This window comes from Nocardia sp. CA-151230, assembly GCF_050942175.1.
In the GTDB taxonomy this organism is placed as follows: domain Bacteria; phylum Actinomycetota; class Actinomycetes; order Mycobacteriales; family Mycobacteriaceae; genus Nocardia.
The window spans coordinates 678,858-695,008 of record NZ_CP192061.1 but is presented as its reverse complement, the minus strand read 5'-3'; the positions used below and the strand labels follow the sequence as shown (position 1 = coordinate 695,008).

Here is a 16,151-nt window from a genome sequence, read left to right as displayed (position 1 = left end):
CTTGCCATGCAAGGAGTCTTGCGACCCTGACGGGACTCGAACCCGCGACCTCCGCCGTGACAGGGCGGCGCGCTAACCAACTGCGCCACAGGGCCTTGCTCTTGCTCCTACAACGATGTTGCCATCGTTGTACCCCCTACGGGATTCGAACCCGCGCTACCGCCTTGAAAGGGCGGCGTCCTAGGCCGCTAGACGAAGGGGGCCCGCCGGATTTCTCCGGACCGTTTGCTCAACGGCTTCCGTTGGGAGCGGAGATAGCTTATGACAGGCTCCGCGTGATTCCCAAATCAGCTGGTCAGAGTCCCAAGTTGAGATCTTCGAGCCGGGCGGACACCCGCCAGCCGGTGCGGCGGAACTCCTCGGTCCACTCCGGTGTCGCGGTGGCTTCCACGATCACCTCGAGCGCCTCGGCGAACCGGGCCCGCAGATCCACCGGTCCCGCCAGCACGTCGGAGATATAGCGCTGGCCCGCCAGCGCCGCCGCCAAGGTGCGGGTGAACCGGTCCGGATCCGAATCCGGGCGCAGTTGTTTGTGCTCGGCCGCTTTCACCGCGAGCTGCCGGATGGCGCGCCCGAGGATGCGGCCGCCGCCGGCCTGGATGTCGCGGTAGAACTCCGGCTCGATGATGAGCCGGAACTCCGCCTGGATGATGATGTCGTTCTCCAGCCGCAGCGCGATCTCGTCGATCATGCCGTGCAGTACATCCAGCGGACCGAGATCGGCTCTGGCGAGCCATCTTTCGGTCGATGCCCGATAGCGGTCGACCGCCGCCTCCAGCACCGCACGAGCCAGGTCCTCCTTGGAGTCGAAGTGAAAGTACATGGCCCCCTTGGTCGCCCGGGAGCCTTCCAATATGCGGTTGAGCGATGCAGCGGCATAGCCGCTCTTCCCGAACTCAACGGCGGCGGACCTGATGATCGCCGCGCGTGTCCGGCGGGCCCGCTCTTGCTGCCGTGCCATGCTCGAAACGCCTCCGAAGCTAGCTAACCGTCGCCGACCGCCGCGCGGCCTCGACGCGAAGTTACGTGTCTTTCAAATACTTCTAAACGGGCTTCGCCCGGAATTACCAAACTTTTGGTACGAAAAAGCGCGAAAAACTTGAAACACACCAACGGGTTAAGTTTTTCCCGCCCGGGTGCACCACAGGGGCTGTGCACCCGGGCGTTCACGTCGTCCTGGTCCGCCTCCCCGCAGCTTCATCGTGGTGGAGCCGCGATCGGCCAGACCGGTCGCGACACGTTCGGGCACATCAACGATAAGCCGAATCCCGTGCCGCCGGGGCAATCCCGGTTCTTCGGGAATTCACCAGTCGGTCACCGTACCCGGAAAGCGCACCCAGCGTGAGGTGTACCGGAAAGTCAGTTAGCCAGAACACCCCCTATCGAAAGCCGCAATTCCACAGCAATCGAAGGGATGATTGGTTCGAATCGACGAATTCGCCCATATCCCACCGATGTTCGTCCGGCCGATCGCCGCCGCGCGCGCTGTCCACACCGACACCGCATCGCCGCCGAGCCGCCGCCCCCACGCCTGCGCCGACTCCGACCGGTTTCCACCCCCCGCTCCAAATAGCTTGCCACACATCACCATTGGATGATATTCACACTCCAGCGCAACGAAACAAACTGAATGGCAAGGCGATTGCCGGACCCCTCGACACCGGCGATCAGCGCCCGCTTACCGGGCCGTCCGGAACCCATCGGGCAATGGACACGGCGAAACCACACCGCCACCCCACCCCGCCCACACTCCGCGCCGACCCCGACCCGCCCCCGGGTCCACCTTCTCGCGGTGCCGCACCGACCGGTCCGCACCCTCACAGGGCCACATCGTCCCCCCAACCGACCGCCGCGGCCCCCCGAGCCCCGCCGATCGGCACGACCCGTCACCCCAAAGGCACACCGCGTCATTCCCACCAGGACGCCACCGATCCCGGCGGTTCCCCGTCGCGTGCCGGCGCCGCACCGGCCCGGACCCCGACGCCGTGTCGTGACCTGCGCAAATACCGTCCGCCAGAGCGCAATCGGATACTCGTTTAACACTTATGGGGTCGGCCCATTAAACTGACGTCCCGCACGCCCCTATAGCTCAGTTGGTAGAGCTACGGACTTTTAATCCGCAGGTCCCAGGTTCGAGCCCTGGTGGGGGCACACCCATGTGAGGGGCCCGGAATGATACCTCCGGGCCCCTCGCCACATCCGCGAATCTGCAGCAATCTGCTCGGACTTCACCTACCGTGACCGGAGCAGAGTTTTTCCCGGGAACCATCACCACAGGCGGAGTTCATGACTTCCTTCGATGACCTGCTCTCCAATGTCCCAGTCGCCCAGATCGCCGAGAAGCTCGGCGTCGACGAGGCGACGGCGAAGACGGCGATCGATGCGGCCGTCCCCGTGCTACTCGGCGGCTTCCAGGCACAGGCCGGCAACCCCGAGGTCGGACTGAATCTGGAGAGCGAAGTCGCCAGCCAGCCGCACGGCCTGCTCGACGGCGGTGTCGACATGAATCAGGTGGACGTCTCCAACGGCAACCAGATCGTCGATCAGACCTTCGGCGCCGAGAAGAACACGGTGATCAGCGCTCTCGGTAATGTCGGAGGCAGCGACATCAGTCAGGACCTGATGGGCAAGCTGCTCCCCATGCTCGCGCCGATCGTGCTGGCCTACCTCGGCAAGAAGGCCCTGGGCGGAGGTGAGGGCGCGGCCGGCGGCGGGATCGGCGATCTGCTCGGCAGTCTGCTCGGCGGCGCCACCGGTGGAAACAGCGGCGGCGGTCTGGGCGACATATTCGGCAAGGCGGTCGGCCAGAACGCGGGCAGTGTGCTCGGCAACGTGCTGGGCGGGCTACTGGGTAGGAAGTAATCGGGCATCTCGACCGGATGCGCGGCTAACGAACCACGGCCCACGGCGATACACCCGTCGCTGCGGGCCGCTTGTCATATGACATCTCTCACCTACGCCGCAATGGCGCACATGTGAGTTTCACATCACCCTACGGTCACGTAAGGTATGGGCGCGGCGGCAGGCCGGCGAGGGTACGACAGCACGACGCACGACACGAAGGGCACACGTATGGCAAAGGATCTGACTCAACTCGAGCTGCTGACGGAGTTGGAGCCGGTTGCCGAGGAGAACGTCAATCGCCACCTCTCCCTGGCCAAGGAATGGCACCCGCACGACTACGTGCCGTGGGACGAAGGTCGAAACTTCGCCGCCATGGGTGGTGTCGACTGGGATCCGGAACAGTCGAAACTGAGCGAGGTCGCCAAGGCGGCCATGATCACCAACCTGCTCACCGAGGACAATCTGCCGTCCTATCACCGTGAGATCGCCGAGAACTTCTCGCAGGACGGGGCCTGGGGCACCTGGGTCGGTCGCTGGACCGCCGAGGAGAACCGGCACGGCATCGTCATGCGCGACTACCTGGTCGTGACCCGCGGCGTCGACCCGGTCGCCCTCGAGCAGGCCCGCATGATCCACATGACCAACGGGTTCGCCTCGCCCACCGAGGAACTCGAGCAGCTGTCGAACAATGCCGGCTTCCTCTACTCGGTCGCGTACGTGACCTTCCAGGAGCTGGCCACCCGCGTCTCGCACCGCAACACCGGCCGCGTCTGCGACGACCCGATCGCCGACCGCATGCTGCAGCGCATCGCCGCCGACGAGAACCTGCACATGATCTTCTACCGCAACATGTGCGGTGCTGCCCTCGACCTGTCGCCCGACCAGACCCTCGAGGCCATCACCCTCATCCTGGAGAACTTCCAGATGCCCGGCGCCGGCATGCCCAACTTCCGCCGCAATGGCGTGCTGATGGCCAAGCACGGCATCTACGACCTGCGCCAGCACCTCGAAGAGGTGGTGAACCCGGTGCTCAAGAAGTGGCGGATCTTCGAGCGGGACGACTTCACCGTGCGCGGCGAGGAGATCCGGGAGCGCCTGGGTACCTTCCTCGAGAAGCTGGGCAAGGACGTCGTGAAGTTCGAGGAGCAGCGCGACCGCATGCTGGCCCGCGAGGCCGCCAAGCGTGAGAAGGAGCTGGCCGCCACCGGCAGCTAGCGGCTGCGGGCTGCGACTCGGACCCTCGAGCGAATAGCCAACGGCCCCTCCGGATTTCGATCCGGAGGGGCCGTTTCGTGCCCTGCGCGTGACTCACAGCAAGCTCACCGGGATTCCCCAGCCGGTCCGGGCCCGCGGGCCCGATCATGACTGCATGAGCCTCGACACCCGGGTCCGCACGGCGAATGTGGTGCTGCTGCACGGGCAACCGGGCGATCGCTCCGACTGGGACGCGGTGACCGCCCGGCTGCCCGGATCGCTCACCGCGCTGGCCCTCGACCGCCCCGGATACGGCGACAATCCGGAACCGGCGGGATCCATCGAGGACAATGCCCGCTGGCTGCTCGACCGGCTCGACCACGAGGGCATCGACAGTGCCGTCCTGGCCGGACATTCGTACGGCGGGGCGGTCGCGCTGGCGGCCGCGACGCTCGCGCCGCACCGGGTGCGCGGACTGGTACTGGTCTCCAGCGTGGGGCCGGGCTGCCTGACCGCCTGGGACGAGCTGCTCGCCGCACCGTACGCCGGCACCGCACTCGCATTGACCGCATGGTCGGTGCTGCCGTGGCTGGCGCGCAAGGGCCTCGACCACCGCCCCGCCGGGACCGCCGCCGGGACCGCGCTCGCGCTGCTCGCGGGCGTGCACCACCGGCACGGTCCGGTATGGCGCAGTTTCCTGACCGAACAGCGGGAGATGTTCGACACGCTGGACCGGTGGACGGCGCGGCTCGCGGACATCCGCGTGCCGGCCTTGATCCTCGCCGACCCCGCCGATAGGGTCGTGCCGATCTCCACCTCCCACGCACTGTATGAGCAGTTGCCCTGTGCCCGAATCGATCTGATCAACGGGGGTGGCCACCATCTGCCACGACGGCTGCCCGCCGCCGTGGCCGCCCGGATAGGCGACTTTGTCGACTCGTTGGACTGAACCGATGCGCGGCACCCTGCTGGCCGTGCGGGAACGTGCGCGCACCCAGTTCCACACCGAGCGCCGGCATCCCGCCCCCAGCCCGATCGAGCCCGGACAGTCGCTGTGGCGGCAGGTCGCGGGCGAGGTGCGCTGGTCGTTCACCCCGCCCGCGCTCTGGCTCGAGGGTGTCGGCGCGAATGTGGTGCTGTCGGGGCTGTTTCTGCTGATCTCGCCGCTCACCCTGCACAGGCACGGCTGGGTGGTGCTGGTCGGCGTCTACTTCGCGACCTTCGTGCTCGCCGACGTCACCACCACGAATGTGCTGGGCGTGGACGCCGACCGGACCCGGCTGAGCCTGGCCGCCGGGGTGCCGGTGCAGCGCATCCTGGTGGTCAAGAACCTCGCGCTGCTGATCATCGTGGGACTGCCGACGCTGCTGGCCACGGCCGTGCTCACCGCGAAGACCAGCGCGCACCCGATGCAGCGGGCCGGGGTTTCGGTCGCCGATGTGGCGCTGCCGATCCTGGCCTGGCTCGGGGTGGGCAATATCGTGTCGGCGCTGCTCGCGGTGCCGCCGCGCGCGCTCGGGCGGCGCTGGGCCGCACGCCGGGACTGGCGCAGCACGCTGCCCTGGCTGACCCACCTGGTCCTGCCGTACGGGCTCTACTACTTCGTCGCGCCGATCGACGGCGAGCAGCGCGCCATCCTCGGCTACCACCTGGGCCGCTCGATGCCGGGCGATCTGCGCGGTGCGATCCACCTCGGTGTCGGGCTCGCGGTGTGGCTGGCCGGCACGGTGCTCGCGGTCGCCGTGGTGCGGCGCCGCGGCCTGCGAATGTGGTGACCCGTGTGACCGGGGGCACTGCGGGCGGTACGCGGCTCTGGCCGCGAGTGCGCGGATGAGAGACTGGGCGATGTGACTGCCTCGCTCGAAGCCCCCAAGACCGAGCTGCGGATCGGGCCCTACCCGCTCGATCCGCCGGTCGTGCTGGCCCCGATGGCGGGCATCACCAATGTCGCCTTCCGCACCCTGTGCCGCGAATTCGGCAGCGCCACTTCGCTGTACGTCTGCGAGATGATCACCGCGCGGGCCATCGTGGAACGCAACGAGAAGACGCTGAACATGATGGCCTTCGGGCCGGACGAGTCGCCGCGGTCCATGCAGCTCTACGGCGTCGACCCCAAGACCCTGGGCGAGGCGGTGCGCATCGTCGTCGGCGAAGGCTGGGCCGACCACATCGACATGAACCTGGGCTGCCCGGTGCGCAAGGTCACCCGCCTCGGCGGCGGGTCGGCGCTGCCCTACAAGCGACGGCTGTTCCGCGAGATCGTGCGCGAAATGGTCGCGGCCGCAGGCGATGTGCCGGTCACCTTCAAGTTCCGCATCGGCATCGACGACGAGCACCACACCTACCTCGACACCGGCCGCATCGCCGAAGCCGAAGGCGCCGCGGCGGTTTCGCTGCACGCCCGCACGGCCGCGCAGCTGTACTCCGGGCAGGCGGACTGGTCCGCCATCGCCCGGCTCAAGGAGACCGTGACCAGCATCCCGGTGCTGGGCAACGGCGATATCTTCACCGCCGACGACGCCCTGCGCATGATGGCCGAGACCGGCTGCGACGGCGTGGTCGTGGGTCGCGGCTGCCTGGGCCGGCCCTGGCTGTTCGCGGAGCTGAGCGCCGCTCTGCGCGGCGAGCCGATTCCGGAGGGCCCGACCCTCGGCAAGGTCGGCGAGATCCTCTACCGGCACGCCGCGCTGCTCGTCGAGCACGACGGCGAGGACAAGGCCATGCGCGATATCCGCAAGCACATGGCCTGGTACCTGATGGGCTTCCCGGTGGGGTCGGCGCTGCGCCGGCAGTTCGCCACCGTGACCAGCCTGGCGCAGATCGCGGATCTGGTCGGGCAGCTGGAACCGGACGTACCGTTCCCGGCCGACGCGCTCGGCCCGCGCGGACGCCAGGGTTCCCCGCAGACCAAGGTGGCCCTCCCCGACGGCTGGCTCGACGATCCCGAGGACGCGACCGTGCCCACCGCGGCCGACGTCATGCACAGCGGCGGCTGAGACACCTACGGCGGCGGCTGAGACACCTACGGCGGCGGCTGATCGCTCCCCGTTTCGAGTTCGATCCGATCACCGCCCGGCGCAGCTCCCGGGCGTCGTGGCGACGCCCTGGCACACTTTGCGAAGTGTGCCTACCCGGGTGTGCGACATACCCGACAAAGCGGAAAAACCGGCCCCACCTGCGGTGGACATACGTTCGAGTGGTTCGTCGTGGCGAAATCGTTATCATGGCCCTCGGCATCAAGAGCAAAGTGAGGTTCGTTGGTGGGTGACGATCGGTACGGGCGTACGCCACGGTCCGGAGGTCGCGCCCCCTGGGAGCGCCACCCCGCGGACGGGGACGATCCGGCGCGCACCGGCCGCCGCTCCCGGCACACCGACGACGCCGAACCCGCTGCCGCCGCACCCATTTCGGTCCAGGACCTGGTCGAGCGCGTGGACAGTGAACGCCAGGCCCGCCGCCGGCCCCGGGCCGAACCGAAGACTCCGAACGAACCCGCCGCCGCGGCGAGCCGCGAAACCCCCGGACCGAACGGCTCGGCACCCGCGTCGCCACAACCGGCAGCCCCGCAGGCACCCGTGCCCGCCGCCGGCGCACAGCAAACGGCCTCGACCGGCGCGCAGCCCGCGGCGAACACCGGGTCCCAGCGCACTGTGCGCGACACCAGCCACCTACGCCGGGTCGCGAACGCACCCGGCAATCGCGGCGCGCGCCCGGCCGACCCGACCGCGGATCCGGTCACCGTGGAACTACCCCCGGTCACCGACACCGCACCGCCACCGGCCGCACCCAGCGCGGCCGCCCGCACCCGGGCACTGCTCGCGCGAAAGGTCGATTCGCCCGCCGACTATCCGACCACCGCGCTCCCGGCGGCAGTGGGACCCGCTCCGGCCAAATGGGTTTCGAGCACGCGCCGCCGCCGCAACCGGCGGCTGCAACTGGCCGGCCGCGCCACGCTCGCCGTCGTCGCCGTCATCGCGCTCATCGTGACCGGCACCGGCTGGAGCTACATCCGCGCCAAGGACAACACTTTCCAGCAGGTTTCCGCACTCGACGACAACTCACCCGACGTCGTCGACGCCGACGGCCAGACCGGTGACGAGAACTTCCTCATCGTCGGCACCGACACCCGCGCGGGCGTCAACGGCAGCCTCGGCGCGGGCAGCGTGGACGACGCCGAGGGCGCGCGCTCCGACACCGTCATGCTGGTCAACATCCCCGCCAACCGGTCCCGCGTGGTCGCCGTGTCCTTCCCCCGCGATCTGGACGTCTCCCGCCCGGTCTGCGAGGGCTGGGACAACGACAAGGCCGCCTACAGCAGCGAGAAGTTCCCCGCCGCCGACGGCGACAAGCTCAACGCCACCTACGCCCTCGGCGGGCCCAAGTGCCTGACCAAGGTGATCACCAAACTGTCCGGCCTGAAGATCAACCACTTCGTCGGCATCGACTTCTCCGGCTTCGAATCCATGGTCAACGTGGTCGGCGGTGTCGAGGTGTGCACCACCAAGCCGCTGGTCGACGACATCCTCGGCACCGTGCTCACCACGCCGGGCAAGCAGGTCGTGAACGGCTCCACCGCACTGGACTACGTGCGCGCCCGGCACGTGTACGGGGAGGAGCGCAGCGACTACGACCGCATCAACCGGCAGCAGCGGTTCCTGTCCTCGCTGCTGCGCAGTGCGCTGTCGAGCAAGGTGCTCTTCGATCCGGGCAAGTTCAACGGCTTCATCGATGCCTTCGCCAAGCACTCCTTCATGGACAACGTCACCACCAAAGACCTGCTGACACTGGGCCGTTCGATGCAGAAGATGCAGGCCGGGGCCATCACCTTCCTGACCGTCCCCACCGCGGGCACCACCTCCTACGGCAACGAGATCCCGCGCGAATCGGATATCAAGGCCATCTTCCGCGCCGTCATCGACGACCAGCCGCTGCCCGGCGAGAAGAAGACCGATCCCCCGCCCAGCGCCAATGCCGCGCCCGTGGCCAAGCCCAAGCCGGCGGCCGTGGATCCGAGAACCGTCTCGGTGCAGGTGTCCAACGGCTCCGGCCAGGCGGGCATCGCGAGCACCACGGCGACCAAGCTGGCCGCGCAGGGCTTCCAGATCTACAGCACCGGCAACTACGCCGACGGCACCTCGCCCAGGACCAAGGTCCGCTACTCCAGCGGCCACGAGGCCGAGGCCGGGACGGTGGCCAGCGCCATTCCGGGCGCCATCCTGGAACCGGCGAGCGGGCTGGGCAGCATTGTCGAAGTGGTCGCCGGTTCCGATTTCACCGGCACCGTGAAGGCGCCCACCGCCTTTGGGCAGGCGCTGCCCGACACGCCGAGCGACTCCGGCGGACCCAGTGCGGCTCCGGTCACACTTCCGTCCGATCTGGAGCACGTCAACGCCGCCGACGACCTGTGTAAGTGACCGCGCGTCCCGCTGGCCGGAACTGCGGCATCGGCGCTGGAACCGACCAGCACCGACGGTTAACCCGCAGTTGGTGACTTGGTCAGCGGTGCGCACTAATGTCTTGAGTCATGCGTGTCATCTACAACGAACAAATGGCCGAGCTCGCCGATCTGCTCGGCGGCATGGCCGGGCTCGCCGGATCGGCGATGGAGCGGGCCACCCAGTCCCTGCTCACCGCCGATCTCGAGCTCGCGGAGCAGGTGATCACCGAATACGACCGCATCGCCGAGATGATCCAGCTGGCCGAGGAGAAGGCCTTCGCGCTGCTGGCCCTCCAGGCCCCCGTCGCCGGCGATCTGCGGCAGGTGGTCAGTGCGATTCAGATCGTCGCCGATGTGAACCGGATGGGCGTGCTGGCGCTGCACGTGGCCAAGATGACCCGGCGGCGCTTCCCGGCGCACGCCGTGCCGGAGGCCGTCAACAGCTACTTCGCCGAGATGGGCCGGGTCGCGGTCAAGATGGGCGCCACCGCCAAGGAGGTGCTGGAGTCCCGCGATCCCGAGCGGGCCGCCAAGCTCACCGACGACGACGAGGCGATGGACGACCTGCGCAAGCACCTGTTCACGCTGATCATGGACCGCGACTGGCAGTTCGGCGTGGCGGCGGCCGTGGACGTGGCGCTGCTCGGACGCTACTACGAGCGTTTCGCCGACCATGCCGTCGAGATCGGGCGTCGCGTGGTGTTCCTGGTCACCGGCGTGCTGCCGCCCGACCCGGATTCCGAGAAGGAAAGCATCTAGGACGGCGATCGAGGTAGTTCCGGGGCGCGCCCCGGAACTACCTCGATTCGGTGCGGGTCAGTCCTCGCCGGACTCGCGCCAGCCCATCAGGATCGATCGACCCTGTTCGGGGCGCCACGGGAGCGTCGCGGCCACGATGACCGCGCACACCACCAGGGTGCCGACCGCGACATAGGACGCGGCCTCGGCGCCCTGCATCGCCGCGACCTTCATGGCATGGATCAGATCTGCCTTCGCCTGCGCCAGCAGCGGATTCACCGGCGCCTTCACGATCCCGATGATGCTGATGGGCGTATTGCCCGCCAGTTCCTTCTGCTGTGCGTTCATGATCTGCGCGGGAATCGCGTCGATCCGGCCGCCGATCTTCCCGGCGTAGACCGAGGTCATGATCGAACCCAGCAGGGCCACCCCGAGCGCGCCGCCCACCTCACGCGTGGTGTCGTTGACCGCCGAGCCCGCCCCCGCCTCCTCCAGCGGCACCGCGCCCATGATGGATTCGGTCGCCGGTCCCTGCACCACGGCGAAGCCCAGGCCCATCAGGATCATGGACACCACAACTGGTCCCAGATATGGGGTTTCGACGGTGGTCCGGCCCGCGATGTACATGGCCACCGCCAGGATCAGCAGCCCGGACACCAGCATGGCCGTGGTGCCCACCCGCTGCGCCAGCATGGTCGCGATGGGTGCGCCGAAGCCCACCGCCACCGCGAAAGGCAGTGAGTGGATGCCGAATTCGAGTGGCGAGAGCTCCTTCACGCCCTGGAAGTACTGGGTGATCAGGAACAGGAAGCCGAACGCCGAGAAGTAGGACACCGTGATGGCCAGCGACGGCAGCGCGAAGCGGCGATTGCGGAACAGCCGCATGTTCAGCACCGGCGCGGGCACCCGCAGCTCCCAGCCCACGAACGCGGCCAGCAGGGCGATCGAAAGCAGGTAGCCCGCAAGGCTTTCGGTCGCGAACCAGCCGTGCTTGGGCGCCTCGATGATGGACCACACCAGCGCGGTCACCCCGGCCAGGGACAGCAGGATGCCGATGCGATCGAGCCGGTCCACGTGGTCGGCCCGGGATTCCGGCACGGTGGCCAGCACCGCCCCGATACCCACCAGCGCCACGGGGACGTTGATCCAGAACACCGAGTGCCAGGAGAAGTATTCGAGCAGCCAGCCGCCGACGGTCGGGCCGATGGCGACGGCGATGCCGGCCATAGCCGTCCACAGCGCGATGGCGGCGGCGCGTTCGCGGGCCGCGGTGAAGATATTGGTGATGAGCGCCAGCGTGGCCGGGAAGACCACGGCCGCGAACACGCCCATACCGGCGCGCGCCGCGATGACCTGTCCGAGGCCGGAGGAGAGTGCGCCGGCGGCGGACATGACCGCGACGCCGCTGAGTCCGATGATCATGAACAGCCGTCGTCCGAACCGGTCGCCGAGGTGTCCCATGGCGAGCAGCAGGCCGGAGAAGGCCAGAGTGAACGCGTCCACGATCCATTGCAGGCCGCTCATGTCGGCCTGCAGCTGTACGGCCATGGACGGCAGGGCCACATTGACCAGTGTGTTGTCCAGGACCACGAGCAATTCCGCCAGACAGATGGCGATCAGGGCCGCCACCTTGGCCCGCTGCGGCAGTTCCGCCGCGGCCTGTCCGGATACCGGGCTCGCCGTTGAGACGGTCATCCGATACCTCCTTACTAAACCGATCGGTTTACCAACGGGGTCAGACTAGCTGTTACGAACGGTTGCACACAATCACCGGCAGACCATATGACCGACGCCACACAGCGACCGCTTACACGGCCCCACCTGCACAAACGGAACGGCCCCTGCCAGATGGCAGGGGCCGTGAACGCCGGAAAGTCTGCTTGTCAGCCGAAGCGACCCGAGATGTAGTCCTCGGTCTGCTTCTGCGAAGGGTTGGAGAAGATCTTCTCCGTCTCGTCGATCTCGATGAGCTTGCCCGGCTTGCCCTGCGCCTCCAGATTGAAGAAGGCGGTCTGGTCACTCACACGCGCGGCCTGCTGCATGTTGTGGGTGACGATGACGATGGTGAACTCCTTCTTCAGCTCGGTGATCAGATCCTCGATCGCGAGCGTGGAGATGGGGTCCAGCGCCGAACACGGCTCGTCCATGAGCAGCACGTCCGGCGACACCGCGATGGCGCGGGCGATGCACAGACGCTGCTGCTGACCACCGGACAGGCCGCCGCCCGGCTTGTCGAGGCGGTCCTTGACCTCGTTCCAGAGGTTGGCGCCGCGCAGCGACTGCTCGGCCACCTCGTCCAGCTGGGACTTGTTGCGAATGCCCTGCAGCTTCAGGCCCGCCACCACATTGTCGCGAATCGACATGGTGGGGAACGGGTTCGGCCGCTGGAACACCATACCGATGGTGCGACGCACGCCGACCGGATCGACCTGGGCGCCGTAGATGTCCTCGCCGTCGAGCAGCACCGCGCCCTCGACGCGGGCCTCCGGGGTCACCTCGTGCATGCGGTTGAGCGCGCGCAGCACGGTCGACTTGCCACAACCGGACGGACCGATGAACGCGGTCACGCTGCGCGGCAGCACCGTCAGCCCGACATTGGCGACCGCGTGGAACTTGCCGTAGTAGATATTGAGGTCTTTGACGTCAATTCGCTTGGCCATCAGTCTTTCCTTCTATCGGTTCCGCGTCAGCAGCTTGTTGACCGCCGCGGCGGCGAGGTACAGCAGCGCGATGATCAGGATCAGGGTCAGCGCCGCACCCCAGATGCGCTCGCGGCCGGCGGGCTCCGGATTCGACAGCTCCTGGTACATCAGCAGCGGAAGCGAGGCCATATTGCCGTTGAAGACATCGAAGTTGATGGCCTTCGAATAACCCACCAGCACCAGCACCGGCGCGGTCTCACCCATGACGCGGGCGACGGCCAGCAACATGCCCGAGATCATGCCCGGCGCGGCGGTCGGAATCACGATCCGCACAATGGTTTTCCACTTCGGAATGCCGAGAGCGTAAGAGGCTTCCCGCAATTCGTCCGGAACCAGCTTGAGCATCTCCTCGGTGCTGCGCACCACCACCGGCAGCATGAGCAGCACCAGGGCCAGCGACACCGCGAAGGCGCTCTGCGGGTTGCCGAAGGTGGCGATCCACAGCGCGAAGATGAACAGCGCGGCCACGATCGAGGGCACACCGGCCAGGATGTCCACCATGAAGGTGGTGGTCTTGGCCAGCCAGCCCCGGCCGTACTCGACCAGGAAGACGGCGGCCATGATGCCGAGCGGCACCGCGATGATCGCGGCGATGCCCGACTGCACGATGGTGCCGTAGATGGCGTGGTAGACACCGCCGGCGTGCTGATCGGGCAGCACACCGTTCTGCGACTTGGTCCACCAGTCGATATTGGCGACGGCCTTCGCGCCCTTCTGGATCACCACGTACAGCACCCAGAGCAGCGGCACCAGGGCCAGGCCGAAGCACAGCCAGACCAGGCCCGTGGCGACATTGTTCTTGAGCCGGCGGGCGACGCTGACATGCCGGAAGGTCGGCGCCTTGATCGGCTTGTCGAGTGTGGTGGTCATCCGTTGACCTTCCCGCCGGCCGCCAGCCGAGCCAGTGCGTTGACGACGAACGTCAGAGCGAACAACACGAAACCGGCGGCGATGTAGGCGCCGGTCGGCAGCTTCGAGCTGAATTCCGAAGCGGCCGAGGCGATCTTGGAAGCGAAGGTGTAGCCGCCGTCGAACAGCGACCAGTGGCCGGCCTTGGTCGAGGTGCGCAGCACGATCAGGACCGCGATGGTCTCACCGAGCGCGCGACCCAGGCCGAGCATGGAACCGGCGATGACGCCCGAGCGGCCGAACGGCAGCACGGTCAGGCGCACCACTTCCCACTTGGTGGCGCCCAGCGCCTGCGCCGCCTCGATCTGCGAGCGCGGGGTGAGGCCGAAGACCTCACGGCTGACGGAGGTGATGATCGGCAGGATCATCACCGCCAGCACCACACCGGCGGTGAAGATGGTGCCGCCACCGGCGATGCTGACATTGCCGTCGGAGAACAGGAACAGCCAGCTCAGATTCTTGTTCAGGAAATCCTGGAAGGGCCCCAGCTTGGGGGCCACGACCAGGAGACCCCAGAGACCGAACACGATCGACGGCACGGCCGCCAGCAGATCCACGATGATCGAGAACGGCCGCGCGAGCGCCTTCGGCGAATACTGCGTCAGGAACAGCGCGATGCCCACACCGATCGGCACGGCGATCGCCAGCGCGAACACCGAGCTCAGCACCGTGACCATGATCAGGTCCTTGATGCCGAAGCGCAGGTTGTTCTCGTCCTTGACGTTGAACTCGGTGGTGGTGAAGAAGTTCGCCTTGTTCGCCATGATCGAAGGCCACGCCCGGATCAGCAGGAACAGTGCGATCAGGGCGATGGCGGCGACGATGATCCCGCCGGCGGCCGTGGCCGCCGAGCGGAACGCGAACTCCGCGCCGAACTTCGTGGGTGCGCCGCGCCCCGCGGCCGGTTTGGTGCTGGGTTCGGTCGGCATCAGCGCAGTATCCCCCGGCAGTTGGGCACGGTCATCCCTCGGGTCGGTCGAAACGGACAGACCCGAGGATGCAGCTTCGTCGTGCACGGTCATCGTGGTTTTTCGATCAGTCGATCACTGAATGGCGTTGATCGCGGTCGTCAGCTTGGTCTTGAACGCGTCCGGCAGCGGCACGTAGCCGGCGTCGGCGAGACCGGTCTGGCCGTTGCCGACCGCCGAGGTCAGGAACGCCTTGACGGCCTTGGAGGTGTCGGCGTCGCTGTACTTCGAGCAGACGATCTCGTAGGTGGCCAGCATGATCGGGTACGCGCCCGCGGTGGTGGGCTTGTAGATCGAGCTGTTGTCCAGCACCAGGTCGTTGCCCTGACCGGCGACCTTGGCGGCGTCGACGGCCTTGCCCGCGGACTCGGTGGTCAGCTCGACCGGCTTCGGGTCATTGGAGGTGGCGGTGGTCAGCACGCGCACGGTGGACAGCTTCTGCGCCTTGGCGAAGGACCACTCGGTGTAGGTGATGGTGAACTTGGTGTTCGCGACCGCGCCCGAGGTGCCGTCCGAACCCTTGGCGCCCTCACCGACGCCACCGTTGAAGGCCTTGCCCGCGCCCTTGGTGTAGCCACCGGCGGCGGTCAGGTACTTCTGGAAGTTGTCGGTGGTGCCCGACTCGTCGGAGCGGAAGATCACGCCGATCTTGTCCGACGGCAGCTTGTCGGCCTTGTTGGTGTTCAGGGCCTTGATCTGCGGGTCGTTCCAGGTGGTGATGTCACCGGAGAAGATCTTGGCGAGGGTCGGCGGGTCCAGGACCAGGTCGTCCATGCCGGGGATGTTGTAGGCGACGGCGATCGGGCCGAACACGGCCGGCAGGTTCCAGGCCGGGCTGCCGCAGCGGGCGGCGGCCTTGTCGGTCTCGCCCTTCTCGGCGGACAGCGGCGAGTCCGAACCGGCGAAATCGGTCTGGTTGCCGATGAATTCGTTCACACCGGCGCCGGAGCCCGAGCCGGTGTAGTCCAGCTTGGCACCGCTGCAGTTCGCCTGGTAGGCGGCGACGAAGCGGTCCATCGCGTTCTTCTGGGCGGTCGAGCCGCTGGCCTTCAGCGACGACTTGCCGCCACACGCGACGTCGATCTTGGCGGCGCCGTTGGCGGTGCTGTTGTTGTCACTGCCACACGCGGACAGAGTCAGGGCACCGGCCGCGGCCAACACACCGAGCAGGGCGCTGCTGCGCTTGAGATTCACCTATTCCTCCGGGAATCACGATTGCACGTCCAACCCCTCAACGGTCGGACGGGCGCGATCTGGCGGCTGTTCGCTGCGAACTAGCGCACCGGGCAGCGGTCTGCGGCCCACTTGCAACGTAAGGGCACCTGGTTGACAGTTGGACCAGCACAGGTGAACGAGAGA

At 67.5% G+C, this 16,151-nt stretch carries 13 protein-coding genes and 3 tRNA genes; 8 read left to right on the top strand and 8 right to left on the bottom strand.

What is annotated here, in order from left to right; translation table 11 throughout:
• Positions 1-21: 21 nt before the first annotated feature.
• The 3 genes from ACQP1O_RS03150 to ACQP1O_RS03140 all read right to left on the bottom strand — a co-directional run bounded on the left by ACQP1O_RS03150 (position 22) and on the right by ACQP1O_RS03140 (position 961).
• A tRNA-Asp gene (locus tag ACQP1O_RS03150) sits at positions 22-95 on the bottom strand.
• Positions 96-130: 35 nt separating this feature from the next.
• Positions 131-203: transfer RNA gene (locus ACQP1O_RS03145), tRNA-Glu, on the bottom strand.
• A gap of 92 nt (positions 204-295) precedes the next feature.
• Positions 296-961: a TetR family transcriptional regulator gene (locus tag ACQP1O_RS03140; RefSeq protein ID WP_433564407.1), complete on the bottom strand. Its 666-nt coding sequence runs from the start codon at positions 959-961 to the stop codon at positions 296-298.
• Between the two features lie 1,117 nt (positions 962-2,078).
• On the opposite strand from ACQP1O_RS03140, the gene ACQP1O_RS03135 reads away from it, so the two are divergent.
• The 8 genes from ACQP1O_RS03135 (at position 2,079) to phoU (ending at position 10,234) form a co-directional block, all read left to right on the top strand.
• A tRNA-Lys gene (locus tag ACQP1O_RS03135) sits at positions 2,079-2,151 on the top strand.
• 135 nt (positions 2,152-2,286) lie between these two features.
• Positions 2,287-2,862, top strand: a complete 576-nt coding sequence (locus ACQP1O_RS03130; protein WP_433564406.1) for a DUF937 domain-containing protein — start codon at positions 2,287-2,289, stop codon at positions 2,860-2,862.
• Between the two features lie 210 nt (positions 2,863-3,072).
• Positions 3,073-4,059 (top strand): acyl-ACP desaturase, encoded by a 987-nt coding sequence (locus ACQP1O_RS03125; RefSeq protein ID WP_433564405.1) that lies wholly within the window; start codon positions 3,073-3,075, stop codon positions 4,057-4,059.
• A 154-nt stretch (positions 4,060-4,213) separates the two neighbouring features.
• Positions 4,214-4,987 carry an alpha/beta fold hydrolase gene (locus tag ACQP1O_RS03120; protein WP_433564404.1) on the top strand — a complete coding sequence of 258 codons (774 nt, stop codon included), beginning with the start codon at positions 4,214-4,216 and terminating at the stop codon, positions 4,985-4,987.
• Between the two features lie 4 nt (positions 4,988-4,991).
• The gene (locus tag ACQP1O_RS03115) at positions 4,992-5,813 is read left to right on the top strand and encodes a hypothetical protein (RefSeq protein ID WP_433564403.1); all 822 of its coding nucleotides are present in this window, start codon (positions 4,992-4,994) and stop codon (positions 5,811-5,813) included.
• Between the two features lie 72 nt (positions 5,814-5,885).
• A complete protein-coding gene (gene dusB / locus ACQP1O_RS03110; RefSeq protein ID WP_379435788.1) occupies positions 5,886-7,034 on the top strand; it encodes a tRNA dihydrouridine synthase DusB in 1,149 nt (382 codons plus the stop codon).
• 264 nt (positions 7,035-7,298) lie between these two features.
• Positions 7,299-9,452: an LCP family protein gene (locus tag ACQP1O_RS03105; protein ID WP_433564402.1), complete on the top strand. Its 2,154-nt coding sequence runs from the start codon at positions 7,299-7,301 to the stop codon at positions 9,450-9,452.
• A 110-nt stretch (positions 9,453-9,562) separates the two neighbouring features.
• Positions 9,563-10,234: a phosphate signaling complex protein PhoU gene (gene phoU / locus ACQP1O_RS03100; RefSeq protein WP_354830957.1), complete on the top strand. Its 672-nt coding sequence runs from the start codon at positions 9,563-9,565 to the stop codon at positions 10,232-10,234.
• Between the two features lie 57 nt (positions 10,235-10,291).
• On the opposite strand, the gene ACQP1O_RS03095 is transcribed toward phoU, so the two are convergent.
• The 5 genes from ACQP1O_RS03095 to pstS form a co-directional block, all read right to left on the bottom strand.
• Complete coding sequence (locus ACQP1O_RS03095) at positions 10,292-11,908, bottom strand: MFS transporter (RefSeq protein ID WP_433564401.1); 1,617 nt, start codon at positions 11,906-11,908, stop codon at positions 10,292-10,294.
• A gap of 188 nt (positions 11,909-12,096) precedes the next feature.
• Positions 12,097-12,873, bottom strand: coding sequence for a phosphate ABC transporter ATP-binding protein PstB (gene pstB, locus ACQP1O_RS03090; RefSeq protein WP_040854892.1), 777 nt, complete (start codon positions 12,871-12,873; stop codon positions 12,097-12,099).
• Between the two features lie 12 nt (positions 12,874-12,885).
• Positions 12,886-13,785, bottom strand: a complete 900-nt coding sequence (gene pstA / locus ACQP1O_RS03085; protein WP_354830962.1) for a phosphate ABC transporter permease PstA — start codon at positions 13,783-13,785, stop codon at positions 12,886-12,888.
• Complete coding sequence (gene pstC, locus ACQP1O_RS03080) at positions 13,782-14,753, bottom strand: phosphate ABC transporter permease subunit PstC (RefSeq protein ID WP_433564400.1); 972 nt, start codon at positions 14,751-14,753, stop codon at positions 13,782-13,784. Before pstC ends, pstA begins: the two co-directional genes overlap by 4 nt.
• 114 nt (positions 14,754-14,867) lie before the next feature.
• Entirely contained in the window at positions 14,868-15,986 is a 1,119-nt protein-coding gene (gene pstS, locus ACQP1O_RS03075) for a phosphate ABC transporter substrate-binding protein PstS (RefSeq protein ID WP_433564399.1), read from the bottom strand.
• Between the last annotated feature and the right edge of the window lie 165 nt (positions 15,987-16,151).